Origin of the sequence: Dasania marina DSM 21967, from assembly GCF_000373485.1 — a bacterium.
Classification (GTDB): Bacteria; Pseudomonadota; Gammaproteobacteria; order Pseudomonadales; family Dasaniaceae; genus Dasania; species Dasania marina.
Genome location: NZ_KB891576.1, coordinates 132,795 through 158,206 on the forward strand (window position 1 = coordinate 132,795; position 25,412 = coordinate 158,206).

24 protein-coding genes and 1 tRNA gene are annotated in these 25,412 nt (G+C 48.9%); 5 read left to right on the forward strand and 20 right to left on the reverse strand.

The window, feature by feature from the left end; all coding sequences use genetic code 11:
* Position 1: 1 nt before the first annotated feature.
* On the reverse strand, positions 2-559 hold the full coding sequence (locus B067_RS0105215; protein WP_019529010.1) for a class GN sortase: 558 nt from the start codon (positions 557-559) through the stop codon (positions 2-4).
* Positions 556-2,760, reverse strand: a complete 2,205-nt coding sequence (locus B067_RS0105220) for a marine proteobacterial sortase target protein (RefSeq protein ID WP_019529011.1) — start codon at positions 2,758-2,760, stop codon at positions 556-558. The genes B067_RS0105215 and B067_RS0105220 overlap by 4 nt, the downstream gene beginning before the upstream one ends.
* A 215-nt stretch (positions 2,761-2,975) precedes the next feature.
* Here B067_RS0105220 and pdsR point away from each other — a divergent pair, with 215 nt between their 5' ends.
* Entirely contained in the window at positions 2,976-3,677 is a 702-nt protein-coding gene (gene pdsR / locus B067_RS0105225) for a proteobacterial dedicated sortase system response regulator (protein WP_026244435.1), read from the forward strand.
* Positions 3,674-5,737: a proteobacterial dedicated sortase system histidine kinase gene (gene pdsS, locus B067_RS0105230; protein ID WP_019529013.1), complete on the forward strand. Its 2,064-nt coding sequence runs from the start codon at positions 3,674-3,676 to the stop codon at positions 5,735-5,737. Before pdsR ends, pdsS begins: the two co-directional genes overlap by 4 nt.
* A 465-nt stretch (positions 5,738-6,202) precedes the next feature.
* Here the strand turns inward: pdsS and B067_RS0105235 are convergent, their stop codons facing one another.
* The 12 genes from B067_RS0105235 to ffh all read right to left on the reverse strand — a co-directional run bounded on the left by B067_RS0105235 (position 6,203) and on the right by ffh (position 18,362).
* Positions 6,203-6,904 (reverse strand): OmpA family protein, encoded by a 702-nt coding sequence (locus B067_RS0105235; RefSeq protein ID WP_019529014.1) that lies wholly within the window; start codon positions 6,902-6,904, stop codon positions 6,203-6,205.
* Positions 6,905-7,046: 142 nt separating this feature from the next.
* Positions 7,047-8,789: a single-stranded-DNA-specific exonuclease RecJ gene (recJ, locus tag B067_RS0105240; RefSeq protein ID WP_019529015.1), complete on the reverse strand. Its 1,743-nt coding sequence runs from the start codon at positions 8,787-8,789 to the stop codon at positions 7,047-7,049.
* A 140-nt stretch (positions 8,790-8,929) separates the two neighbouring features.
* A complete protein-coding gene (thrC, locus tag B067_RS0105245) occupies positions 8,930-10,327 on the reverse strand; it encodes a threonine synthase (RefSeq protein WP_019529016.1) in 1,398 nt (465 codons plus the stop codon).
* A gap of 81 nt (positions 10,328-10,408) precedes the next feature.
* Positions 10,409-11,719: a homoserine dehydrogenase gene (locus tag B067_RS0105250; RefSeq protein WP_019529017.1), complete on the reverse strand. Its 1,311-nt coding sequence runs from the start codon at positions 11,717-11,719 to the stop codon at positions 10,409-10,411.
* A gap of 148 nt (positions 11,720-11,867) precedes the next feature.
* Complete coding sequence (locus B067_RS0105255; protein WP_019529018.1) at positions 11,868-12,713, reverse strand: thioredoxin fold domain-containing protein; 846 nt, start codon at positions 12,711-12,713, stop codon at positions 11,868-11,870.
* Positions 12,714-12,757: 44 nt separating this feature from the next.
* A complete protein-coding gene (locus B067_RS0105260) occupies positions 12,758-13,513 on the reverse strand; it encodes a DsbC family protein (protein WP_019529019.1) in 756 nt (251 codons plus the stop codon).
* 86 nt (positions 13,514-13,599) lie between these two features.
* The gene (xerD, locus tag B067_RS0105265; RefSeq protein WP_019529020.1) at positions 13,600-14,496 is read right to left on the reverse strand and encodes a site-specific tyrosine recombinase XerD; all 897 of its coding nucleotides are present in this window, start codon (positions 14,494-14,496) and stop codon (positions 13,600-13,602) included.
* Between the two features lie 165 nt (positions 14,497-14,661).
* The gene (rplS, locus tag B067_RS0105270; RefSeq protein ID WP_019529021.1) at positions 14,662-15,018 is read right to left on the reverse strand and encodes a 50S ribosomal protein L19; all 357 of its coding nucleotides are present in this window, start codon (positions 15,016-15,018) and stop codon (positions 14,662-14,664) included.
* 153 nt (positions 15,019-15,171) lie between these two features.
* A complete protein-coding gene (gene trmD / locus B067_RS0105275; protein WP_205619942.1) occupies positions 15,172-15,930 on the reverse strand; it encodes a tRNA (guanosine(37)-N1)-methyltransferase TrmD in 759 nt (252 codons plus the stop codon).
* A 34-nt stretch (positions 15,931-15,964) separates the two neighbouring features.
* Positions 15,965-16,519: a ribosome maturation factor RimM gene (rimM, locus tag B067_RS0105280; protein WP_019529023.1), complete on the reverse strand. Its 555-nt coding sequence runs from the start codon at positions 16,517-16,519 to the stop codon at positions 15,965-15,967.
* Between the two features lie 3 nt (positions 16,520-16,522).
* A complete protein-coding gene (gene rpsP, locus B067_RS0105285; RefSeq protein WP_019529024.1) occupies positions 16,523-16,771 on the reverse strand; it encodes a 30S ribosomal protein S16 in 249 nt (82 codons plus the stop codon).
* 217 nt (positions 16,772-16,988) lie between these two features.
* The gene (gene ffh / locus B067_RS0105290) at positions 16,989-18,362 is read right to left on the reverse strand and encodes a signal recognition particle protein (protein ID WP_019529025.1); all 1,374 of its coding nucleotides are present in this window, start codon (positions 18,360-18,362) and stop codon (positions 16,989-16,991) included.
* 220 nt (positions 18,363-18,582) lie between these two features.
* Between ffh and B067_RS0105295 the strand changes: the two genes are divergently transcribed.
* Both B067_RS0105295 and B067_RS0105300 read left to right on the forward strand, forming a co-directional pair.
* The gene (locus B067_RS0105295; protein WP_019529026.1) at positions 18,583-19,365 is read left to right on the forward strand and encodes a cytochrome C assembly family protein; all 783 of its coding nucleotides are present in this window, start codon (positions 18,583-18,585) and stop codon (positions 19,363-19,365) included.
* Between the two features lie 69 nt (positions 19,366-19,434).
* Entirely contained in the window at positions 19,435-20,715 is a 1,281-nt protein-coding gene (locus tag B067_RS0105300) for an HlyC/CorC family transporter (RefSeq protein WP_019529027.1), read from the forward strand.
* 74 nt (positions 20,716-20,789) lie between these two features.
* Here the strand turns inward: B067_RS0105300 and B067_RS0105305 are convergent, their stop codons facing one another.
* The 6 genes from B067_RS0105305 to B067_RS0105330 form a co-directional block, all read right to left on the reverse strand.
* The gene (locus tag B067_RS0105305; RefSeq protein WP_019529028.1) at positions 20,790-21,014 is read right to left on the reverse strand and encodes a DUF1289 domain-containing protein; all 225 of its coding nucleotides are present in this window, start codon (positions 21,012-21,014) and stop codon (positions 20,790-20,792) included.
* A 36-nt stretch (positions 21,015-21,050) separates the two neighbouring features.
* Positions 21,051-21,575 carry a gamma carbonic anhydrase family protein gene (locus B067_RS0105310; RefSeq protein ID WP_019529029.1) on the reverse strand — a complete coding sequence of 175 codons (525 nt, stop codon included), beginning with the start codon at positions 21,573-21,575 and terminating at the stop codon, positions 21,051-21,053.
* Positions 21,576-21,599: 24 nt separating this feature from the next.
* Positions 21,600-22,199 carry an NUDIX hydrolase gene (locus B067_RS19705; RefSeq protein ID WP_019529030.1) on the reverse strand — a complete coding sequence of 200 codons (600 nt, stop codon included), beginning with the start codon at positions 22,197-22,199 and terminating at the stop codon, positions 21,600-21,602.
* A gap of 8 nt (positions 22,200-22,207) precedes the next feature.
* A complete protein-coding gene (gene tgt, locus B067_RS0105320; protein WP_156820782.1) occupies positions 22,208-23,353 on the reverse strand; it encodes a tRNA guanosine(34) transglycosylase Tgt in 1,146 nt (381 codons plus the stop codon).
* Between the two features lie 43 nt (positions 23,354-23,396).
* Positions 23,397-24,449, reverse strand: coding sequence for a tRNA preQ1(34) S-adenosylmethionine ribosyltransferase-isomerase QueA (gene queA, locus B067_RS0105325; RefSeq protein ID WP_019529032.1), 1,053 nt, complete (start codon positions 24,447-24,449; stop codon positions 23,397-23,399).
* 112 nt (positions 24,450-24,561) lie between these two features.
* A complete protein-coding gene (locus B067_RS0105330; protein ID WP_240472830.1) occupies positions 24,562-24,831 on the reverse strand; it encodes a GNAT family N-acetyltransferase in 270 nt (89 codons plus the stop codon).
* A gap of 186 nt (positions 24,832-25,017) precedes the next feature.
* On the opposite strand from B067_RS0105330, the gene B067_RS0105335 reads away from it, so the two are divergent.
* Positions 25,018-25,102, forward strand: a tRNA-Leu gene (locus tag B067_RS0105335).
* Positions 25,103-25,412 lie beyond the last annotated feature (310 nt).

Genomic DNA, 25,412 nt, shown 5'->3' on the forward strand with positions numbered 1-25,412 from the left:
GTTAGATGGCGGTTGCTGTCAGCACATAGCGCAATGGACCGCTGCTGAAGGATTGAAAGGGATAGCAGGTCACCAGCAGCAAGGTGGGGCCTTGTGGCAACTGCAAGCTTTGCTGCTGGCTATTGACCACGTCATGTTGACTCACCACATAGCGCTGCTGCTTGCCCTGGCTATTGCTAAGCAGCAAGACATCACCCTTATGTAAATGCTGTAAGAAGTTGAAATGGGTATCTCTATGACCCGCCAATACCGTGCTGCCGCCACTGTTTAACGGGGCCGTGCCCTCTAAGTAACCGGGGCCAAAGGCCAGCGCATTACCCTGCGCGCCCTGTAATACATATAAATCCACCCCTAGGCTGGGCACTTGCAAGCGCCCCACCGGCCAGGTGTCGGCCCAGGGCCAGGGCTTTTGTGGTGCGTTGCTATGTAAGCTTTGCTGCCAAGCATGGGCAATCAAGCCCTGCGCCACGTAGGCCTTGGCCGTTATCCACAAGCTATCGACGAATAAGCCTATAGCCACTAGCAATAACAGCACGCCCACCCATCTGCGCCTATTCATAGGAGTGACCTAACTCGGCCATTGCTATAAACAATCGCCGCCAGCAACAGTAGCAACAACCCTAAATACAAACTTTGCTGGCGACGGGTAGCGGTATTGGGATAGGCAAAGCTTTGTGCCGCCTGGCCTTTGGGCCTAGCATTAATTAGCGCCATGGGCTGTAGAGGTTCATCACTGGGGCGACTAACAACTTGTTCTACCGCCACAAAGCTGCTGTAAGGGCTGAGCAATTGATGCTTTAACGAAAGCTCTAATACCTGAGCTTTAACTCGCTCTTTATCTGCACCGCTAATCACCTCATCTAATAGCCGCTCAATTTTTTCCCGCGCCCATAGTTTTGCCACACCGTGATGGGAAGCTTGCGGGCTAAGATTCAGAGTCTGCTGCCAAGGCTTGCCGCCGTTGTCGCCTCTCACCACCACTTGGCCGTTTAACTGCTTAACCGCCACTTTGATTAATAGTGGCTGACCTTGATACAAATCGGGAATTTTACTGGGGTATTGCTCGTCCTCAATATCACTAGGCCAAGCCACGGTAATAGCCGTTAATGCGGGGCTTTCCAATTGTTGCAACAGCGTCGCCATTTTGTCCTGCACTTCATTCACGCTACCTATATGGGTAAAACTACCGCGGCCAAACTGCGCGGCCTTGCGCATAAAATAACTGTTGGGGGCTGAGCCTATCCCTATAGTAAATAAACGACTGCTCGCTAAATTATTGTGTATTGCGCTAAACAAAGCGGATTCATTACCCACTGCACCATCGGTAATAAAAACCACCTGACGAACCCGCGGATTATCATCTTCCTGCGGTAAAGGTTGTTGTAATGCTTGCTGCAAAGCCGGCAACATATTGGTGCCACCTCTAGCCTGCATTTGCTGCACTTTAGCTATGGCCTGTTGTAGATTTGCGGCGCTGGCGGGCACTGCTTGTGAGTGCATGGCATAGGACTGGCTGTTGAACTCTATAACATTAAAATAATCCTGCGGCTGTAAACGGCTTAGCGCCATGATCACGCTATCGCGCGCCTGCCGTATCGATACCCCGCCCATAGAACCAGAGGTATCCAATATAAACACTAACTCCCTAGCCCTATGCTGCACCGCCGCTTGTTGGGGAGGCATTAGCATCAACAGGGCATAGTCGTGTTGATCTACGGTTTCCATAAACAACGCCGCCTGCGGCTGCTGGCTGGGCAAGGGCTGCCAGCTAAGCACAAAATCCTGCGCCATAGACACCTGCCCCGCACTTAAACGCAGCTGATATTTACCCTGCTGCTTGGCCACGGTAATGGCGTGATAGGCGCTATTTATAGCGGTTAGCGGCATGCCCATATCAATATCGGCGCTAATGCTAATGGGGTTGATTAGCTGTCCGGCGCTGCTGGCTTTAGGATTTAACCAAGGGGTAATCAAACTACCATCGGTAACTTGATCAGTATTAAACCCCCAGCCTAAGCCGCTCTCTATAGTGAGCACTTGATTAACCGCGTTTATATCGCGCTGCAACTGCTCGCTACTGGCCGAGCTAGCCGAGAGTGACAACCCCGGTAAATAGCGCGGCGTAATCGTCATAGGAAAACGCAGGCTAAATTTGCCCTGCTGATACTGCACTGTTTGGCTGTAGTGCAACTGCACTTGCACCGTGGTGTTGGGCGGAATATTGGCTACTTTCGCGGTAAACATATTGGGGCGCTGCTGTTCTAGCAACGCCGCTTTTTTACCGGCCTGCTTAGCGGCTTGATAGATTTTTTTAGCAGCTTGTTTTTCGGTAATACTGCCGACGATTACTCTATCACCTATGCGTATTTGCATTTGGTGCACGGCGGCATCATCCGGCAAGGGGAATACATAAACCCCTTCCACCCAGTCGTTACTGTTATTGGTAAATTGTTGCTCTAGTTTGGCACTGGCCACCATGCCATTAATAGATAACTGCAAATCACTGTCGCCTAACTCCGCAAGGTAATAATTTTGATTGCCTGGCGACTGCAAGCGTAATTGCCCGGCTTGGGGCTCACTGTCATCCGCTATACTATCGGCCTGCACCGAATACCAGGCCACCGTACTTAGCACTAGGGTTATTAAGCTTAAACACAGTAATCTTACAGCCCCTGATTTTTTACGCCGGTAGCCATAGCCATAGCCGTAGGGGTAATCCTCTAACACAACGCGCTTGCGGGTGGGCCTCAGTTTGAACATGCTATTACCTATTGATAGTCTGTGATGGGTAATGCACAGTTAAACAAGCAACTAAGACAATATGCCGACTGAGTTATGGCAATGTCATGAGCAATTGTGATGAATTATGGCAAAGCGTTTTTTTGCTGCGCCGCTGTATTAGTATTAGCAGCAACCCACTGACTCAAAGCAAAGCCATTTGCACTAACAATAATTTACTCCGAACAGGAACTTCCATGCCCCGCCACATAGCTATTGTTGAAGATGAACTCGCCATCGCCGAAAATTATCGCGATGCCTTGGTTAAGCAAGGATATCAAGTCAGTATTTATAATAATCGCGCCTCGGCGTTAGCGGCCTTTGCCTTGGCACTGCCGGACTTGGCGATTATTGATGTAGGCTTGGGAGATGAGATTGAAGGCGGTTTTGATTTATGCCGCGAGTTGCGCCAACGCAGCGCCGAGTTGCCCATTGTTTTTTTAACCGCCCGCGAAAGTGAGTTTGATGTTATCTCTGGCCTACGTTTAGGCGCCGACGATTACCTCACCAAGGACATTAGCCAAGCACAAATGATGGTGCGTATTATCGCCCTGTTTCGCCGCGTCGACGCTTTTAAAAATCCCGCCACGCAAGAAGATATTATTCAACAAGGGCCACTTACCGTTAACAAAGAACGCATGACCACACTCTGGCGCGAGCAGGCGGTAGAGTTAACCGTTACCGAGTTTTGGATTATTTATGTGCTGGCCAAAAAACCCGGTCACGTTAAAAATCGCCAACAACTAATGGACGCCGCCAATGTAGTGTTAGATGACAACACTATTACCACCCATATAAAACGGCTGCGTAAAAAGTTTATCGCCGTAGACCCACAGTTCACCGCCATAGAAACCGTTTACGGCATGGGCTATCGCTGGAAGGCTGACTCAACAGCATGAGCCTAAACAAACAATTACTCTGTATTAGTTTATTGCTGTTAGCCATGCCCTGGGCCGGCTGCCAATATCTACAAGAAATGGACAGTCTGTTACGCAAAAATCAAGATCAAACCCTAATGGCAAGCAGCAAGGCCATTGCTGCAGTATTGTCACAGCGAGCGGAAGAGCTATTTCCTCAACAAACCAGCAGCAAAACAATAGACCCGCCATTATATTTTCACAGCTTAAGTAGCGCCTTAGAAGTAGACGGCTACCCCGAAGGCTGGCAGGACATACCCGCACTAGTCACCAGTAACCCCAACAACAGCCAACAGCGCAGCCGCTACCGCAGTGCCATCTTTCAAGATCAACTGTATTTATTTTTTGAAGTTCAAGATAGCGAGGTGCGTTATAACAATCCTTCGCGCTCACTCACCGACGATGGCGATAGAATTATTATTAGCACGGGCGCTAGTAGCGATACGGAAAAAAACAGAGCCTATATTTTTACCACCTCGGCACCGGGCTATGTGACTGCCCGCTACCTCACCGCCAAAGGCACTTATCGCGAATCACGTATACGCGCCCACTGGCAGGATAGCGAGCAAGGCTATCATCTTGAAGTTGCCATACCCATGGCCTTGGCGGCAGGTAAACTAGCCTTTACTATTGTTGATCAAGATCGTAGCGATCCGCCTATCACACAAAGCTACGGCCCTTTCTCCCACTACTTAGATAATCCCCCTGCGTTTATTTACCAAAGCCCTGCGCTAGCAGAACAATTAGCTATTTTTAAACAAACGGGCTTGCGTTTAAAAGTGTATGACCAGCACGGCTGGCTATTGGCAAAACAAGGCAGCTTTGCTACTAGTAGCACTAACGATTCACACTGGCTCATTAAAAAACTGTATAGGGCGGTATTACAAGCACAACCCCAGCAACTCAGTAACTACCCTGCCGAGCAAGCGATATTACAGCGCCCAGAAATCCAGCAGGCTTTTCAACAGCAAGTCAGCAGCCAGCACTACCGCGATAGCAGCCGCCGTAATCACCGCATTATTGCCAGCGCCGCGCCGATACAACTACATACGGAAAACGGCAGTCGCGTTATTGCCAGCCTAGTGGCCGAACAAAGCAGCGAACAAATGGCCGCGCTTACCGATACGGCCTTTAAACGTCTGCTGGGAAAAAGTTTGGGGGTGATGAGCATAGTAGGCTTAGGGTTGTTGGGCTACGCCAGCCTGCTCTCGTGGCGCATACGTAAACTTAGCCGCGCCACCCAGTATGTGATTAACGATCAAGGGCAGTGGCTAGGTGACTTCCCCCACAGCAATAGCAAAGATGAAATAGGCGAACTCAGCCGTAGCTATGGCCAGCTATTAGCACGTATTAGAGATTACACCGAATATCTACAAACCCTATCGCGCAAACTATCACATGAGCTGCGCACACCTTTGGCGATTATTCACAGCTCGCTGGATAATTTAAGCCATCAGAATTTGAACGACCAAAGCGTCGTTTATCAAGACAGAGCCAAGCAAGGGGCGCTGCGCTTAGGCAATATTTTAACCGCCATGAGCGAAGCCAGCCGCGTAGAAGAAAGTATTAGCCACGCCGAAATGGAAAACGTGGATATTAACGCCCTAGTCAACAGCCTTAGCCAGGCTTATCAAGATTGCTACCCCAGCAAAGTCATAACGCTACGCAACACACTGCCTAGCGACTGCACGTTGCATGCTTCGCCGGATTTATTAGTGCAATTATTGGATAAGCTAATGGATAACGCCGCCAGCTTTTGCCCCGATGGTGGCCATATTATTTTTGCGGTGCAACAACATAAACAGGAAATATCGATTAGCCTCAGTAACGACGGCCCACTGCTACCAGAAAAAATGCGCGGTCAGTTATTCGATAATATGGTGTCAATGCGTGACGACAAACAAGACAGCACTCATTTAGGTTTAGGCCTGCATATAGCTTATCTCATTGCCCAATTTCATCAGGGCAAAATTAGCGGCCAAAATCGCGATGATAATAGTGGAGTTATATTTACCCTTAGCCTACCGCTGTCATTAATATAAATAAGTCACCTGTAATCAGGTAATGGTTTACTGGCACCGATGGCTGAGCCGGATACTGTCGCTACATGGACTGGCCCCTCCGGGGTTCCCTCATACGCTACTGAGCCTTAAGGCGCTACGCTGTCTCATCCGCTGCTTCGGCCAGCCCTTTGATATTTCGCGACAGCACCCGCCTCAGCCCTCTAGCATCATGCGTGATTTAATATCACCAGAGAGAAATATACATCGTGACGCCGCTGCGATAGATAGGTAATGGCCCAAGGTTATTGCGGAATATAAAAGATGAGCGCTGAGTGAACGAATGAGACCGGCGGCTTTTCCCGTAGGGGTGCCGGGCTCAAGCGAGAGTGAAGGCAGCCCGGAGGGCCGCTATCATGGAGCAATGACCTTGGGCCATTACCGAGTTAAAAAATTCCAACTATAAGCAAGCCCAACATCATGGCAGTCCATTAACGAATACAAACACTAGCGCAAGTTAATATCGGCTAGCGCCTGCTCATCATCTCGGCTTAACTGTATACGCACTACCCGCTCCATCGCGTAGCTTTGGTAGTCACCCTGCTGCGCCTGTGACTGACTAGCACCATGACTATAAGTTGCTATACGCTGCTCATCCAAGCCTGCCAGTTTTAATTGCTCAGCCACGGCATTAACTCGCTGCTCCGATAAAGCCAAATTAAATTGCTGATCACCACTGGGGTCGGCATAGCCATCCAAGCGTAAGTTTAACTCTGGGTTATTGGCCATAAAATCTGCCAGCATCGCTAAACGTTGTTGACCCGCCGCACTTAATTCGCTGCCGCCAGTTTTAAATAACAGCTCTACTTGCAGCTGCTCTAAAATTAATTGCGCGTAGCGTTGGCTGTGATCTTCCGCAGCTGATAAGCGCGACTGCACGCGGCTGAGCTCATTGTGGGAAGCTTGTAGGGCGCTGTTATAATGTTGCAGCTCCTGCGCCAAACTATCGGCCTGCTCAACTTTGTCATCTAACCAGACACCACTGGCCGCACCTACCACCATACCTATGGGGCCGGCCAACATTGCACCGGCAATAGCAGAGCCAAAAAACACCCCCGCTTTGCGGCCAGCATGGCTATCATCGGCGGCGTAGGCTGGGTTCACAGAGGCGGCTGCAATTAATGTAGAGAGTACTATCGCTTTTTTCATAACTCATTCCTTATTCACGGGTTTGTGTAAAGTTCGAGTTCATTAAACAATAGTAAGTGGGCAAGCTAGGGGATGAAATGTGGAGTTGTGCGGCTCAATTATGATGAATTATGGCCGCAGCAGTAGAATTAGAAAGTTAGCGTTACAAAGCCTCTATATAATCGACCATTAACTGTAGGCTTTCATTGCCTCTAAATTCGTTTACATCTAATTTGTAAACCAGTTTTGCTTTTTTAGCAGCCTGATTGGGCCAAGCCTTTACGTCTACATTAAAGGCGATGGCATCAATGAGTTGACCACCCTGCGGCTCGGTAGAGAGCACTAACTTAAGATGCTTTTCGCCGACTATACGCTGCTGTATCAAAAACAACTCGCCTTCAAACAAAGGCTCAGGGAAGTGCTGACCCCAAGGGCCACCGTCCCGCAGCTGATGTGCCAAGGGCAACTGAAAATCCTGTGGGCTTAATTCACCGTCGGTTAATAACACCGCCTGTAAATCATCGGCGCTAAGCTGCCGCCGCACTTCCGCATCAAAGGCGCTGGCAAACTCCGCATAATGCTCTTTCAATAAACTCATCCCCGCCGCCATGGCATGGCCACCAAATTTGCTTAGCAGGTGCGGGTGTTTGGCCGCCACCGCGTCTAAGGCATCGCGTATATGCAAACCGACTATAGAGCGCGCCGAGCCTTTAATTTGCTGCGGGCCACCATCATCTTCGGCATCAGCAAATACAATAACCGGGCGATGGTAATGATCTTTAATACGCGACGCTAAAATACCGATCACGCCCTGATGCCAATCGGCTTGATATAGGCACAGACCATAAGCCATATCGCTATCATCTAAGCTAATTTTTGCTAGGCTGCGCATGGCCTCTTGCTGCATGCCCGACTCTATCGCCCGCCTATCGTGATTTAACTCATCCATTTGCTGGGCTAATTCGCGGGCGCTGTATTCATTCACTGCCAGCAAACACTGTATACCTATGCTCATATCATCCAAGCGTCCCGCGGCATTTAAGCGCGGGCCTATAGCAAAACCAAAATCTGCCGCCACTATGCAATGCAGGCTTCTATTGGCTATTTCTAACAGGGCTTTAATACCGGGGCGCACTCTGCCGCTGCGTATGCGGCCCAAACCCTGCGCCACTAAGATGCGGTTATTTTTATCCAACGGCACCACATCAGCTACCGTACCCAAGGCCACTAAATCTAAATACTCAGCCATATTGGGTTCGGCGACATTATTTTCCGCAAACCAATTGCGCTGGCGTAACTGCGCCCGCACCCCCGACATAACGTAGAAAATCACCCCTACCCCTGCCAAGTTTTTGCTAGGAAATTCACAACCGGGTTGATTGGGGTTAACTATGGCCGCCGCTTGCGGCAATTGCGCACCGGGTAAATGATGATCGGTTACCACTACCTGCATACCCAATTGATTGGCAGTCTCTACCCCATCCAAGCTGGAGATGCCGTTATCAACGGTTATAATAAGATCAGGATTTTTTTGCTTGGCGACCTGTACAATTTCTGGCGTTAAGCCATAGCCGTATTCAAAACGATTAGGGACTAAAAAATCGATATGCTTGGCACCCATATCACTTAAGGCGGTCACCGCCAAGGCGCTGCTAGTGGCACCGTCACAATCAAAATCACCAATTATCAAAATACGTTTTTGCTGTACCACATGATCGGCAATTAACTCGGCAGCCTGGGTTAGGCCTTTCATTAAGTTGGGGGATAGCAGCTCTTTTAATTCGTGCTGGGCATCTTGATCGGTAAAAACGCCGCGGGCAGCGTAAACCCGCTGTAGCGTTTTCGGTACTGTTGCTAAAAAGCTGGCTTTTGAAAAATCGTATTGGCGTTGTTTGATTACTGGCATGTACCACCTAATAATTATTCGATTAATTTCGGCAAGGCGTAATAATAATCCGACAATGGATACCGGCATGCGCCGGTATGACGAGCACTAAGCAATATACACCGTAATTAAAAAAGGCCGGTAAAACCGGCCTTTAATGATTAAGCAGTGATGTTATCCACCACAAATTCATGCACCTTCGCCAAGTCATTAGGCAACACCGTGCAGCGCTCTGGCAGGTCAAATAAGTCCGCCATGTGCAGCGGTAGTGCTGGCTCATGGGGGTAGCCTGCTTTCATAACGGCTTCGGGGAATTTAGCCGGATGGGCGGTGGCCATAGTAACCATGGGCACATCACTGTTGCGTCTGGCGGCACGTGCGGCCTCTACACCTATAGCTGAGTGCGGGTCTAATAAATAGCCTGACGCGGCATAGACTTCGGCTATGGTTTTAACCGTTTGCTCATCGTCTACCGCATGGCTATCGAATAAATCACGCACGTTGGCGAAAGCGGCATCGGTAATTTGTACATCTTCGGTTTGGAAGCGCTCCATTAAATCCTTAATCGCAGCACCATCGCGGCCGTAGCAATCAAACAACATGCGTTCGAAGTTGCTAGAAATAACGATATCCATAGAGGGCGACAAGGTATGCGCTAATGGTTGCTTAGAGAAATCGTTATTGGAAATACAGCGGTGTAAAATATCATTTTTGTTAGTGGCTACCACTAACTGATCTATGGGCAAACCCATTTTTGAAGCCAAGTAACCGGCATAGATATCACCAAAGTTACCAGTAGGCACCGAGAAAGCCACTTTGCGGTGCGGGCCACCCAAGGCCAAGGCTGCATAAAAGTAGTAGACGATTTGCGCCATAATACGCGCCCAGTTGATAGAGTTAACCGCAACTAGCTGTCTATCAGCAGGCAAAAAGCTTTTATCGTTAAAGCTGGCTTTGACCATGCTTTGGCAATCATCAAAATTACCTTCAACCGCAATATTGTGAATATTGCTTTCGGTAACCGTAGTCATCTGTTTACGCTGCACATCAGACACGCGCTGATGCGGATGCAATATAAAGATATCGATATTGCTGCAACGCTTACAACCCTGTATCGCGGCCGAGCCGGTATCACCGGAGGTAGCACCCATGATTACCACTTTTTGTTGCTTGCGCTCTAATACGTAATCCAACAAGCGGCCCAACATTTGTAAGGCAAAATCTTTAAACGCTAAGGTGGGGCCTTGAAATAATTCCAACACCCATTCGTTTTTATCTAGCTGCACTAAAGGCGCTATCGCTGGGTGACGAAAATCCACATAGGTGTCGTCGATAATGGCTTTTAAATCGGCATCGGGTATGCAACCACCAACAAAAGGCTGCACGATTTTAAAAGCTAAATCGGTGTAGCTTAGCGCTGCCCAACCGGCGATCTCATCAACAGAAAACTGCGGCAGTTGTTCGGGCACATACAGGCCGCCATCAGGGGCCAAGCCAGTTAGTAATACTTCTTCAAAATTAAGTGCCGGTGCTTGGCCACGGGTGCTGATATATTTCATATGACTATCTTCTTAAACTCTTTTCATATTTCTTTAAATGTTTATTCAAACACTTTTTAAAAAACCATTAAGCACTGCGAATTAACCGGCTAAGGACTCTACCCGTATGCGGGTAACTTTACCGCAAACAAAACTCAAAGCCTCTATTTCAGCAATCACTAGGTTGAGTTGTTTTTCTACCACACGGTTGGTCACTAATATCAGTGGCACAGTGGTTTCGTCCTCTTCCTCTTGTTCTTTTTGAATAATGGCTTCTATGCTGATACCGGCGGCGGCAAAAATCTTAGTGATTTCATTCATTACACCAGGCTTATCATCTACTGTCATACGCAAGTAATGGGCGCTGACGGTTTCTTCTATAGGCAGTATAGGGTCGTTGTTAAGCTCACCTTGCTGGTAGCTTAAATAAGGCACTTTATGCTCGGGATCGGCAGTTAAGGTACGCGCCACATCAATAATATCGGCTATTACTGAAGAAGCGGTAGGCTCGCTGCCCGCGCCCGCGCCGTAATACAAGGTAGGGCCTACAGCATCGCCTTTAACCAATATCGCATTCATTACGCCGTTCACATTGGCGATTAAACGTTTTTTAGGGATCAAGGTAGGATGCACACGTAGCTCTATGCCCTGCTCGGTTTTACGCGCCACGCCCAAGTGCTTAATGCGGTAACCCAGCTCTTCGGCATAGCCCATATCTTCGGTGGTGATTTTGCTAATACCTTCGGTATAAGCTTTTTCAAACTGTAGCGGTATACCAAAAGCCAACGACGCTAGAATAACCAGCTTATGCGCCGCATCTATACCCTCAACATCGAAAGTGGGGTCGGCTTCGGCATAACCTAAGGCCTGCGCCTGCGCTAACACATCGGAAAAGTCGCGACCCTTGTCGCGCATTTCAGTCAAAATAAAGTTGCCAGTACCGTTGATGATACCTGCCAGCCATTCGATTTTATTGGCGGACAAACCTTCACGTATGGCTTTAATAATGGGGATGCCACCAGCCACTGCCGCTTCAAAAGCAACGTTAACGCCCTTGGCGTTGGCTGCGGCAAAAATCTCGTTGCCATGCTCGGCTATCAACGCTTTGTTAGCTGTAACCACGTGCTTGCCATTGGCAATGGCGGTTAGCAGTAACTCTTTGGCAACAGTAGTGCCGCCGATAAGCTCAACTAAGATATCTATCTCAGGGTCGGCGGCAACCGCGAAAATATCGCGGCTAATGGTAATAGCACCAGTATCAATATCAGGATTGGCACGACGCTGACCAATGTGGGTGATTTGTATATCGCAGCCTGAGCGCGCTGAAATTTCAGCGGCATTGCGTGCTAATACTTTAAGAGTTCCCGCACCTACGGTGCCTAAGCCACAAAGTCCTACTTTTACCGGGTTCAAACCACTATCCTCATTGACAAAATTAAAGCCGCAATTGTAGTAGAGCTGTTACGGCGTTGCACCTATTTTAGAGCTGTATAACGCTATCACGGCTAAAAAAGCACCGTATAGCGGCAATTGAGTATTTTTTATACGTAAGCTGGGGGATTTACTGCGAGGGGGCAGTTTGCTCAGGGTTGGCGGCGGCAGGCTCAGCGACTAACTCGGGCTCTACTTCAATCTCAGCCGCTATCTCTGCCACTATGCCTAGCAAGTTGAAGATCTGCGGCGCCCGTAACAGGCCTGAGATGAGACGGCCATCGGTGGTTAGCACCGCGGGCAGGCGCTCCACCCCTAACTGCTTGGCTAAGGCTATATGCTTATCCATCAAGCCGGGCGTACACTGCTGCTCCGCCAAGGAGCGGCCCTGCATTAACATATCTAAGGCTTGCTGAGGCTGATCCGTACACCAAGTGCGTCGCACTTTGAGATAAGCCGAGGAACCGGGACGCTGACGGTTAAGCGATAAATAACGCACCTCTACCCCCTGCGCCAGTAACTGCTGCGATTCTAGATGTTGAAACTGGCAGTAATAACAATCTACATCCAGCACCACATAGATAACCGCCTGTGCAGGCTGCTCAGGGATTAGCGACAAATACTCATTAGGCTGCAACTGCGCCAACAGCTGGGCGCGCTGCTGCTGTTTTAACTGCTGACTGAGGTCCACTACGCCGCTCTCAGTGCTTTGATAAAGATTACCCGCTAGAAAAAACTCAGCGGCAGGCAAGGTATACACCAGTAAGCCGCTAGCGAATTCCACCTGATATAACTGGCCATTGGCCACGGACGTTACTGCACGCACTTCTTTTAGAGGGAAATTAGCGGCCATTTGCTGACGCACTGCTTGCTCAGCCGAACTTGTTGTTTGCGTGACAGGCAAGCCCTGCTCGGCCTGCGTCAGGGTAGAAAAAAGCAATAGGCAAACCAGCCCGGCGGCGGCAAAATTATTCATAATTAACCTAAAAAATAACGAAAGTGTTTATTGTTAATAGTGGTTTAAAGCTCTATAGCCTGAGCTAATTTATCAGCAGGCATATAGCCCGGTAGCAATTGGCCACTAGAGGTAATAATGGCAGGCGTGCCGCTAACCCCTATCTCTTGGCCCAACATAAATTGCTTGGCCACAGGATTATCTTCACACATATTCAACGACATGGTTTTACCCTGTTTTAAGCTGGTTAAAGCCTTTTTCGGATCATCGGCACACCAAGCGGTAACGATTTTATTATAGGACTTTGAGCCTATGCCTGCTCTGGGGTAAGCCATGTAGCGCACTTCTATGCCCATCTCATTAAGCTTGGGCACTTCGCCGTGCAGTTTGCGGCAATAGCCGCAATCGATATCGGTAAAGACGGTGACATAATCTTTGACCTTGCCTGCAGGGGAAAAGATAATCATATCTTTTTTCGCCACCCCAGCCATAAGTTTGGCCCTGTCACCGGAGCGTTCATGCTCAGTAAGGTTCACAAAACCCTTATCAGTAATTTCAAATAAATCGCCGGCCACAAACTGCAAACCACTGGCCGATGAATATAATAGCGGGCCATTTAAAATCTGCACTTTATATAAGCCGGGCATACGCGAAGGGCTAACTGATTGCAGCTGCCAATCGGGCCGTACCATGTTGAAAGCACGACTAATATTAGTGGCCACTTCTGCCGACACCTTGTCATCCTCAGCCTGAGCACTAGTCACCAGCAACACCGTAGCCGCCACTAAAGCCAAACTAAAACCTTTAACACTTACCATCATTATCCTAAAACCTTAATTAAATTATCTTGCTGCTTGGAGCTCGGCAATACTTAGAAGTTCAGCTAGAAGCTCAGCGTGTTTAGACATCAGCCCCTAGGATGATGCTGTGCGTGCAGCTCTTTCATGCGTGCCCGCGCCACATGGGTATATATTTGCGTGGTACTCAGATCACTATGCCCCAGCAATAATTGCACAACTCGCAGATCAGCACCATGGTTTATTAAATGGGTGGCGAAGGCATGACGTAAGGTATGCGGCGACAAAGGCCGCTGTATACCGGCCCGCTGCGCGTACAGCTTGATGCGATGCCAAAAGGTTTGCCTAGTCATCATGTCACCGCGCCGCGAAGGAAACATCACCTCACTCATCTTGTGGCCCAGCAGCACTGGCCGTGCCGTTTGGCTATAGCGCTTAAGCCAGTGCAGCGCCTCTTCGCCGGTGGGCACCAAGCGCTCCTTACTGCCCTTACCCATGACCCGCACCACCCCTTGCGCCACGCTCACCTGCCCTAAGGTTAAGGTCACTAACTCGGTCACCCGCAGGCCTGAGGCATAGAGTAATTCCAACATGGCCTTGTCACGCAACTCCAATGGATTATCCACATCGGGCTCGCTTAACAAATTATCAACATCGGCCTCGGTTAAGATTTTAGGTAGGGATCTACCCAGCTTAGGGCTATCGATATCTAGAGTAGGGTTGACGCTGATATGGGCTTCGCGCAATTGGTATTGATAAAAGCCCCGCAAACAAGACAACAGCCGTGCCGTGCTGCGCGCCGACTTACCCTGCCCCCTAGCCTGCCCTAAATAATCAAATACCTCAGCCTGCCCCGCCGCCAACAGTGTTTGCTTATTGGCCTGCAAAAACACCGCGTATTGTTTTAAGTCGCGCCTATAGGAGGTAAGGGTATTTTGACTCAAGCCCTTCTCCATCCAAATCGCATCGAGATAATTATCAATAATGACTAGCTGTTGATCTAACACAGATATAAGTACACGGTTATTAATTATCGCCAGAAAGTAGCACGTTTACCCCAAACTAGAAACCGCCTACATAAGCTAGCGACTATAGGCTACCCACTAGCGACTTACATTTTTCAAACATAAAAAAAGGCAGCCAAGGCTGCCTTTTTAAAAAGAAGAAGTGGCTTATTTACCCAACTTCTCTTTGATACGTGCTGCACGGCCGCTAAGCTCACGCAAGTAGTATAGTTTGGCTTGTCTAACGTCACCGCGACGCTTAACAGCAATGCTGTCAACCAAAGGGCTGTAGGTTTGGAAAGTACGCTCTACACCAACACCGTGTGAAATCTTACGCACAGTGAAAGCAGAGTTTAACGCGCGGTTACGTTTACCAAGCACTACACCTTCAAAAGCCTGAAGACGCTCACGAGTACCTTCTTTTACTTTAACCTGCACTACAACAGTGTCACCAGGACTAAAGTCTGGAATCTCTCTAGTCATTTGTTCTGCTTCAATTGCAGCGATAATTTTGTTCTTGCTCATGGCATTTCCTAAATATATAGGCTGTGTTTTCACAGCTATTTAAAACCCCGTACTTGTCCGTGTTTTTATTCATACCTTCTCCCGCATTGCCAGGGACTAAAGATATACAGACATTGGTCCAGATGATTGTTGCGTTTTTTATTAGCCTGCGAGCTAGCTTACGCTATCTTGCTCGGCTATAAAGCTCGCCAGCAAATCTTGCTCTTCACTGTTCAGTGGCCGCTGCTCTAAAAGCTCTGGCCGCCGCTGCCAAGTTCGCCCTAACGCCTGCTTTAAGCGCCAACGACGTATTTTGTTGTGATCACCGCTTAACAACACCTCGGGCACCGGCTTACCGGCTAACACCTCTGGGCGCGTATAGTGCGGACAATCTAGCAAGCCCTCTGCAAAAGAATCCTCTTTGGCAGATAGCTCATGCCCCAACGCGCCGGGCAACTGCCTCACTACGGTATCTATCATCACCATGGCGGCCAATTCGCCACCACTTAATACGTAATCGCCTATAGACCATTCTTCGTCTATCTCGGCTTCTATCAAACGCTCGTCTATACCTTCGTAACGACCAGCGATAAAAATCAATTTTTTGCTTAGCGCTAATGTTTCTACGCCTTGCTGGTTTAGCTGACGACCTTGCGGTGATAAATAAATCACCTTACTGTCGTCACCCATGGCCTGTTTGGCTGCCGCTAGCGCTTTGCGCAAAGGCTCTACCTTCATCACCATGCCAGGGCCACCGCCATAAGGCCTGTCATCGACAGTGCGGTGCTTATCTTCGGTAAAATCTCTAGGGTTCCACCACTGCAGACTGACTAAGCCCTGCTTGACCGCCCTACCGCTAATACCGCTTTCGGTAATCGCCGTGAACATTTCTGGGAACAGCGTTATGACACCTACCGTCAAACTCTCTGTCATTACCCATCCTGCTCTTGCTGGTCTTTACATGCGTTTAAAATTCTGGATCCCAATCGACCCGAATTAAACCGTTTTCTATATCGATGTCAGTAACAAACTGGCCCGGTAGATAAGGAATTAAACGCTCCTCGTCATCGATACTGCCTGCGCATTTCTGCACTACCATCACATCGTTAGCACCGGTTTCTAGCATATGGCTTACCGTGCCCAACAACAGCTCTTCGCCCTTGTCGTTTGCGGTGTATACCTTTAAGCCTTCTAACTGATGCCAATAAAACTCATCATCAGCCAATACCGGTAAGGCATCAGCTGCAATCGACACATCGCACTTGCAATATTGTGCCGCAAGCTCGCGATCATCGACACCAGTGATACGAGCGACTAAACCCTTACCATGGCGTTTGCCGTCTTCAAAGCTAATCGGCTGCCATTGGCCGCCGCGCTGAATCTGGCAATCCGTATACGAGAAGAAGTTTTCCACAGGTTCGGTATACGAATGTATTTTAACCCACCCTTTAACGCCGAATACGACAGTGACTTTACCAATCACCACGCGCTCAGCGGCCATATCAGTGGGTTTAGCTGACATCAATTAAGCCGCTTTCTTAACGCTCTTAACTAACTCAGCTACGCGGTCAGATAATTGCGCGCCTTCAGATACCCAGTGTTCAACGCGCTCTAATTCAACGCGTAAACGCTCTTCCTGGCCACGCGCAACAGGGTTAAAGAAACCCACACGCTCAAGATAACGGCCATTACGTGATGTACGGCTGTCAGTCACAGTCAAGTGATAAAAAGGACGCTTTTTTGAACCGCCACGAGCTAAACGAATTGTTACCATTGTTAATTTCCTAACGCTTGAGCAGGCCACCAAGGCCCACAAATCAAATTCTTTACTCCGCACACATATTCAACAAGCGAACACATGCCAGAAAGGCGCGGTATTTTAAGTTAAGCGCGCTAACTTTGAAACCTCTTTTATGGTTTTTAAGGTAAATAAGCCTAGATCGCGAGTTTATTGACCTTAAAAACCACTGATCACCTATACAATCAAGTGCTTAGCGACCTAAAAAGCCGCCGCCACCGGGGGGCATCATGCCGCCCATACCACGCATCATATTGGCCATACCGCCTTTTTTACTCATTTTTTTCATCATTTTAGCCATTTGCTTATGCTGCTTGATGAGGCGATTAAGGTCTTGTATGTCGGTGCCCGAGCCGGTAGTGATACGGCGCTTGCGCGAGCCGTTGAGTATGTCAGGATTGCTGCGCTCAGCGGGGGTCATGGAGTCTATTAAGGCCTCCATTTTTACGAACATCTTGTTATCTACCTGCTGCTGCGCCATTTGCGCCATACCACCCATGCCGGGCAGTTTGTCTAACATGCCGGTAATACCGCCCATGTTCTTCATTTGCTGTAACTGATCACGCAAATCTTCCAGATCAAACTTCTTGCCCTTTTTCATCTTCTTGGCAAGCTTGTCGGCTTTTTGCTTATCTAGTTTTTGCTCGGCTTCTTCGATTAGCGATAGCACATCACCCATGCCCAGTATACGCGAGGCGATACGGTCGGGATGGAAAGGGTCTAGCGCGTCAGTTTTTTCGCCCACACCCATAAACTTGATGGGCTTGCCGGTAATATGCCTAACCGATAATGCGGCACCGCCACGGCTGTCGGCATCAGCTTTAGTTAAGATCACACCGGTTAACGGCAGAGCATCGTTAAAGGCTTTGGCGGTATTGGCGGCATCCTGACCGGTCATGGCATCAACCACGAACAGGGTTTCTATAGGCTTGATGGCGGCGTGTAAGTCTTTAATTTCCGTCATCATGTCTTCGTCTACCGCTAAACGACCAGCGGTATCGACGATAAGCACGTCAGCAAACTTAAGCTTGGCTTCTTGTATAGCGGCATTAGCTATATCTATGGGCTTTTGCCCTATATCGGAAGGGAAGAAGCTGGCACCCACCTCGCCTGCCAGAGTTTCTAACTGCTTGATAGCGGCTGGGCGATATACATCAACACTCACCACCATCACTTTTTTCTTTTCTTTCTCTTGCAAGTAGCGCGCTAACTTGGCTACCGAGGTAGTTTTACCCGCACCCTGTAAGCCAGCCATCAACAAGATAGCTGGGGGCTGAGTGGCTAGGTTCAGGCTCTCGTTGGCCTGGCCCATCACTTTTTCTAATTCGTCGCTAACAATCTTAACGAACACTTGGCCGGGGCTAAGGCTTTTACCTACCTCTTGGCCCACCGCACGCTGCCTAACCGCCTCAATAAAATCTTTTACCACCGGCAAGGCCACATCGGCCTCTAACAGCGCCATGCGCACTTCGCGCAGGGTCTCTTGAATATTCTCTTCCGTTAAACGCGCTGAGCCAGAAATGCTGCGCAGCGTATTGGATAAACGTTCTGTTAAATTGTCGAACATGTCATGCCTTCTCAAAACCATGCCCTAACTCTGCGATTGAAAGCTAAGACTATTGAAATAAACGGTGTAAACTGGTGAAGTATACCTGAGCCTATAGCAGTAACCCAAATCCAATTCAGTATCGCGCAGCAAACAGCCAATAACCGCATCAATGAATTGAACTGTTACTGCAACAAGCACCATAACCGGAAACGCAATAAGAGCCACAATAAGAAACGCTATGACTGTACTTTTTGAAATAAGCGCCATTACTCTGTATTTATTAGCAGCGACCTACCAAGGGGCCTTTCTACTCAACCTTGCCAAGCAGCCGCAAAAAACACTGCTACTGGGCCTTAGCGCACTGGCGCTGCTATGTCACGGCATCAGCCTGTTTAGCCGCCCTATCGATTTAGGCCTGCTAAATATTAGCTCGCTATTCTTTTGGTTTATCGCCTTACTGGCCTTGCTCAGCACCCTGCGCCGCCCCACCTACAATTTGTTAGTGGTGCTGCTGCCGCTGGCCGCGCTGGCCATTGCCGCCGGCATGAGCAACACCACTGCCCAACCACTGCAAAGCCACCTCAGCAAGGGTATGCTCAGCCATATACTCAGCTCCATACTGGCCTATAGCGTACTCACTATCGCCATGTTTCAAGCTATCGCCCTGAGCATACAAGACCATCAACTGAAGCAGCATCACGTTAAAGGCATCATCCGCGCCCTGCCGCCACTACAAACCATGGAGGCCATGCTGTTTGAGCTGCTATGGATAGGCGTAGTGTTATTAAGTATTTCCATACTTAGCGGTATCGTTTTTTTAGAGGATATTTTCGCCCAACACCTCATCCACAAAACCGCACTAAGCATCGCTGCCTGGTGTATTTTTAGCACTTTATTGTGGGGCCACTGGCAGCTGGGCTGGCGCAGCCAAACCGCAGTGCGCTGGACCATAGGCGGCTTTATCGCCTTGATGCTAGGCTATTTTGGCAGCAAATTTGTATTGGAAATTATTCTTCAATAACACTTATTGCGTGTTCAGCCTTTTTTCGTCAAGATACGCGCTTGTTGACCCTATAAGGAATATCACTCGTTGGACGAGTTATCGTTAAACCTGCTTTTTACTATTATTGCCATTCTTATTTTGTTATCGGCCTTCTTCTCTAGCGCCGAAACCGGCATGATGTCACTCAACCGCTATCGCCTTAAACATCTGCTTAAGCAGCGCCACAAGGGTGCCCGTAGAGCCTACAAACTACTAAAAAAACCCGATCAATTAATTAGCTTAATTTTAATTGGCAACAATCTGGTTAACTTTATTACCGCATCGTTATTTACCGTGGTCGCTATACGACTATGGGGCGAAGATGCAGCGGTCGTTGCCGCCCCCGTTATTTTAACTATGGTGGTGTTGATATTTGCAGAAATCACCCCTAAAACCATCGCGGCTTTACACCCCGAAAAAATCGCCTTCCCAGCCGCCAATGTTTTAACGGTGCTACTGAAAATTCTATTCCCCGTTGTGTGGTTAATTAATAGCCTCACCAACGGCATACTCAAATTAATAGGCATCGACCCCAGCATCAACAGCAACGAAGACCTTAGCTCGGCCGAACTACGCACTATCGTGGGCGAAGCCGGGCCACATATACCCAAGCGCCACCAAGGCATGTTGATCAATATACTCGACCTAGAAGACATCTGTGTTGAAGATATTATGATCCCTCGCAACGAAGTAGTGGGCATAGACTTACAAGAAACTGACGAAGATATTTTAGCCACCCTGCGCGACACCGAATTTACTCGCATCCCCGTTTACGATGACGACATCAACAATATCTTAGGGGTATTACACCAGCGCTATGTCAGCCGCATTATTGATAACGACGGCCTCAACCGCAGCCAGCTCACCAAGGAAATGGTGGAGCCGTACTTTGTGCCTGAAAGCACCCCTCTACACACTCAGATGGTTAACTTTCAAAAACACAAACACCGCATGGGCATGGTGGTAGACGAATACGGCGTAGTACAGGGTTTGGTTACCCTAGAAGATATATTGGAAGAAATCGTCGGTGAGTTCACCTCAAACTTTGCCGATAACACTGAGGACATACACACTCAGGACAACGGCACCCATCTTATCAATGGCACCACCACCATACGTGACATTAATAAAAATCTGGACTGGGAGCTACCCACCGAAGGCCCAAAAACCTTAAACGGCCTATTATTAGAGCACTTAGAGTCATTCCCTGACGCGACTGTCTGCGTACAATATGGTGAGTACTTGTTTGAAATTGTTGAAGTCAAAGACAATATGATACAAAACGTTAAGGCCCATAAACTGATAAACCCTAACGAACACTCGCACTAAACCTCCACCCAAAAAACTGCGCAATTTTTTCAGTAAGTAAACAGCTTGTTATGCCACCCTATTACAACAAGCTTTTACAGCAGCAGATGCTTATTCATTTTTTTAAAACGCTTTTTGCACTCACCTAAAACGCCACGCTTTTCATCGTTGCTATACATCACCCAATCGGTGATCTCTAAGGCACTGCGGTAACAACCCTCACAGATATCCTCATCGTTTAACAAGCAGATGGAAATACAGGGGGATTTAACTTTTTCTTGCTCAGGCTTTTCTGCTTCAGCCACTTTTTGTTCAGTCATGGTACAACTCTTACTTCTGTAAATGGATAACAGCAACTAATCAGCCAGTGCTGATAAGTCCTGTAAAAAACGACGGCCGTTAGCCACATAATGCTCTGCCGACTTATGCAAGCCGCTAATTTCTTGCTCACTCAACTGGCGACGTATACGCGCGGGCGAACCCACCACCAAAGAGCCATCGGGTATATTCATACCTTCGGGCACTAGCGAGTTGGCGCCTATTAAGCAGTGCTTGCCTATAGTAACACCGTTAAGTACCACGGCATTTATGCCGACTAAGCTGTAATCTCCCACGGTGCAGCCATGTAGCACAGCCTTATGCCCTACCGTCACGCCTTCGCCTACGGTTAAGGGGTAACCGGGGTCGGCATGTAGCACGCAACCATCTTGTATATTGCTACCCTTGCCCACGGTAATTTTCTCATGGTCGGCGCGTATCACCACATTAAACCACAGGCTAACATCGGCAGCTAAAGCCACATCGCCGACTACCGTGGCATTATGGGCAATAAAATTTTCAGCTTCTTGCTGCGGGCTTTTATCCGCCAAACGAAACAACATGCTTATACCTCCAGCGATTGAGTGTTAGCCATAATCCGGCAAGGCCACATTAAAAAATCCTGTCATTAAATCGGCGATTAAACGCGCGGTTACACCCTGAACCCTATAATCCTGATATGAAAACTGCGGCGATAACTGCTGCCTACCGGCATAAATCTGCTGGGTAAACTGCCAGTTGCTGGCCTCAGACAACTGCGCCAAGGGCAGGGTAAAAATAGCGGCTACCTCATTAGCATTCGCTTTTAGATTGACACTATTTTTAACTAAAGCCACGCAGGGGCTTAAACTAAAACCGCTGCGGGTAACACGTCGATTAAGCTGGCCCAGATAAGTTACCGCCGCTGGCGGCAGTGCCACTTCTTCATAAGCTTCACGCAAGGCGGTGGCTACATCATCACCATCTTCGGGCTCGGGTTTGCCACCGGGAAAAGCAATCTCGCTGGGGTGCAGCGCTAAATGCGCCGCCCGCTGGGTCAGTAATAAATCTGCCTGGCCATCGATATTCATCACCGCTAGCAATACCGCGGCACGCCTGCTGGCGAAGTCATCTTCGACAGCCCTTGCAGGCACAGACAAAGCAAAAGGCTCCGTGAGCAACTGCTGCCTAGCCTGCCAAAAATCCACAGCTAACCCTACGACTCAGCTGCGGGCAATTGATCAAAAGGCGTTAAGCCCTGCTGCTGATAAAAGGCATCAGCATATTGCTGCAGGCGATTGTCAGTTATGGCCTCGCGTATGTTTTGCATATGTTTTTGGTAGTAGCGCAAATTATGTATGGTGTTGAGCTGGCTACCTAAAATCTCTTTGCACTTGTCTAGGTGATGCAAATAGGCACGGCTAAAGTTTTCGCAGGTATAGCAATCGCATTCGGGGTCTAATGGCTCGGCGCTGTGTTTATGTTTAGCATTACGTAACTTAATCACCCCCTGTGAAGTAAATAAATGCGCGTTGCGTGCATGCCTAGTGGGCATAACGCAATCAAACATATCGACGCCACGCATTACCGCCTCTAATAAATCCTGCGGCGTGCCTACCCCCATTAAATAACGAGGCTTGTCAGCGGGCAGCTCTTCGGTAATGCAATTTAACACATCAATCATTTCATTTTTAGGCTCGCCCACTGACAGTCCGCCTATGGCATAGCCATCAAAACCTATGTCTTTTAAGCCACCTATAGACACTTTGCGCAAGTCTTCATACATGCCGCCCTGGATGATACCAAACAAGGCCGAAGGGCTATCGCCGTGAGCCACTTTGCTGCGCTGCGCCCAACGCAAAGATAGCTCCATAGAATCTTTGGCTTCTTTGTGGGTAGCCGGGTAAGGCGTGCACTCATCAAAAATCATCACGATGTCAGAGCCTAAGTCACGCTGCACTTGTATAGACTTTTCTGGGTCTAAAAATATTTTTGAGCCATCGATGGGGGATTTAAACGCCACCCCTTCCTCAGTAATTTTGCGCAGCTTACCCAAGCTAAATACTTGGAAGCCGCCGGAGTCGGTTAGGATGGGTTTGCTCCAGCCCATAAAGTCATGCAGCGTTCCATTATTATCGGGCCCATGGGCTTTGATCACTTCAGTGCCAGGGCGTAGCATGAGGTGAAAGGTGTTACCTAAAATAATTTCAGCGCCTATGGCCTCCACATCTTTGGGCAACATACCTTTAACCGTGCCGTAGGTACCCACCGGCATAAAGGCGGGGGTCTCTACCACACCACGGGGAAACTTTAGGCGGCCGCGACGCGCCTTACCGTCGGTGTTATCCAGCTCAAAGGTCATAAAGGTTTTACGTTGGGGTTTATCGCTCATAGTACATTCTCAATCAGATTGGCTGCGGCAATACAAACATGGCATCACCATAGCTAAAAAATCGGTATTGTTGTGCCACCGCCTCGCGGTAAGCGTTAAACACATTATTTTGGCCGGCAAAGGCACTCACCAACATAATGAGGGTGGATTCTGGCAGATGGAAATTGGTGACCATGGCATCCACCGATTTAAATTGATAACCGGGGTAAATAAAAATTTCGCTATCGCCACTAAAGGGTGTTAGCTCACCGCTTTGTGAGGCACTTTCTAGACTGCGCACGGCGGTGGTGCCTACGGCAATAACTCTACCGCCCTTGGCGCGAGTGGCTGCCACCTGCGCACATACTTCAGCACTCACCTCTATCGTTTCGGCATGCATCTTATGCTCGGTAATATTCTCTACCCGCACCGGCTGAAACGTACCCGCCCCTACATGCAGGGTGACGAAGGCGGTATCCACGCCCTTGTCTTTACACTGCTGTAAAAAGCCTTCACTAAAATGTAGCCCAGCGGTGGGCGCAGCTACCGCACCCTCTTTACGGCCGAACACGGTTTGGTAGCGTTCTCTGTCGCTAAGCTCATCCTTACGATCTATATAAGGAGGCAGCGGCATATGGCCTATGGTGTTCATTACCGTGACGGCATCACCACCCTCGATAAAGCGCAGCTCGAACAAGGCATCGTGACGCCCCAACACTTCTACCTTAGCTAACACCTCATCGCTATCGGCCAAGGCTGTTAAGTATAGCTCGGCACCCGCCTTGGGGGACTTGCTGGCTCGCACATGGGCCAACACCCTGTCTTGGTCTAGCATGCGCTCTACCAGTATCTCTATGCGACCACCGCTGGCCTTGCGGCCCCACAAACGGGCGGCCAGCACCTTGGTATCGTTAAGCACCAGCAAATCGCCCGCCTGCAGCTGGCTTAGCAAGTCGGTGAATTGACCGTGCACGATCTCGCCGCTGGCACCATCAAGCATAAGCAGACGGCTGGCGGTGCGCTCAGCAGTGGGATAGCGAGCAATAAGCTCATCGGGTAAATCGTAGCTAAAATCAGATAACTTCATAGTGAAAAGTATAGGTGGCAAACAGGCTGTTAATCAGGCGCGCAAGGGTACCGTAAAATCAGCCTGCAGACCAGAAAGCCGGCCCAACAGAGCCCACTAATGGCGAATCAGCTTAAAGAAACTTGCTCACATACCAACAACTGCTGCTAATGCTATAAGCCTGCTCCTTGGCCCAAGCTAAACCAGCCCTGACTATGGCCTCAGCCAAACCCATACCACGCAAACTCTCAGGCACAAAAGTACGAGTAAACTCTACCTGCTCAGCGCCTAGCATACGGTATTGCAATACCGCCTCCTGGCCCTGCACCACAATCACAAAGCGCTCAGCCTGCGGCTGATGCTCTATGTTAAACGGTTTTTCACCCACAACATTCTGGTTCAAAATAATTACCCCTGCTTGTTACAACAAACCTCATCGCCTTAGCCTGCAATAATACACACACTCGTGGCAAGCCCCACAATACAACGCCACGTAAACTAAAAAAACAGCCCGTTCAAAAAACGCACAAGCGATAAATACTTTGACCTTTGAAAAAGCATTGTTATAATGCGCGGCTCCAAATGCAGTGCCAGTGTGATGAAATTGGTAAACATACCGCATTCAAAATGCGGCGCCTAACGGCTTGGCGGTTCGAGTCCGCCCACTGGTACCATTCTACACTGCATCATCCCAGCACCAACAAAACTCCTTAAGAACTACGCTAATGCAATGCGGGCTCGGACCCGGTTCGACCATTTGTGCTTACAGCACAAGGGGAACGAGGAGCGTAGCGACGATGCCCCGAAGGGGTTAAAACAGCATCAAGCTGTTTTAATTACAAAATGCGAAAGCATTTTGGTCGCCAGTTTTCTCATGGCGCCCCGAAGGGGTCGTAACAACCTCAAGTTGTTACGAACAGTCCGCCCACTGGTACCATCTAATTTATATACCCACCACCCGCGATTCTCCCGGCTTAATTTATT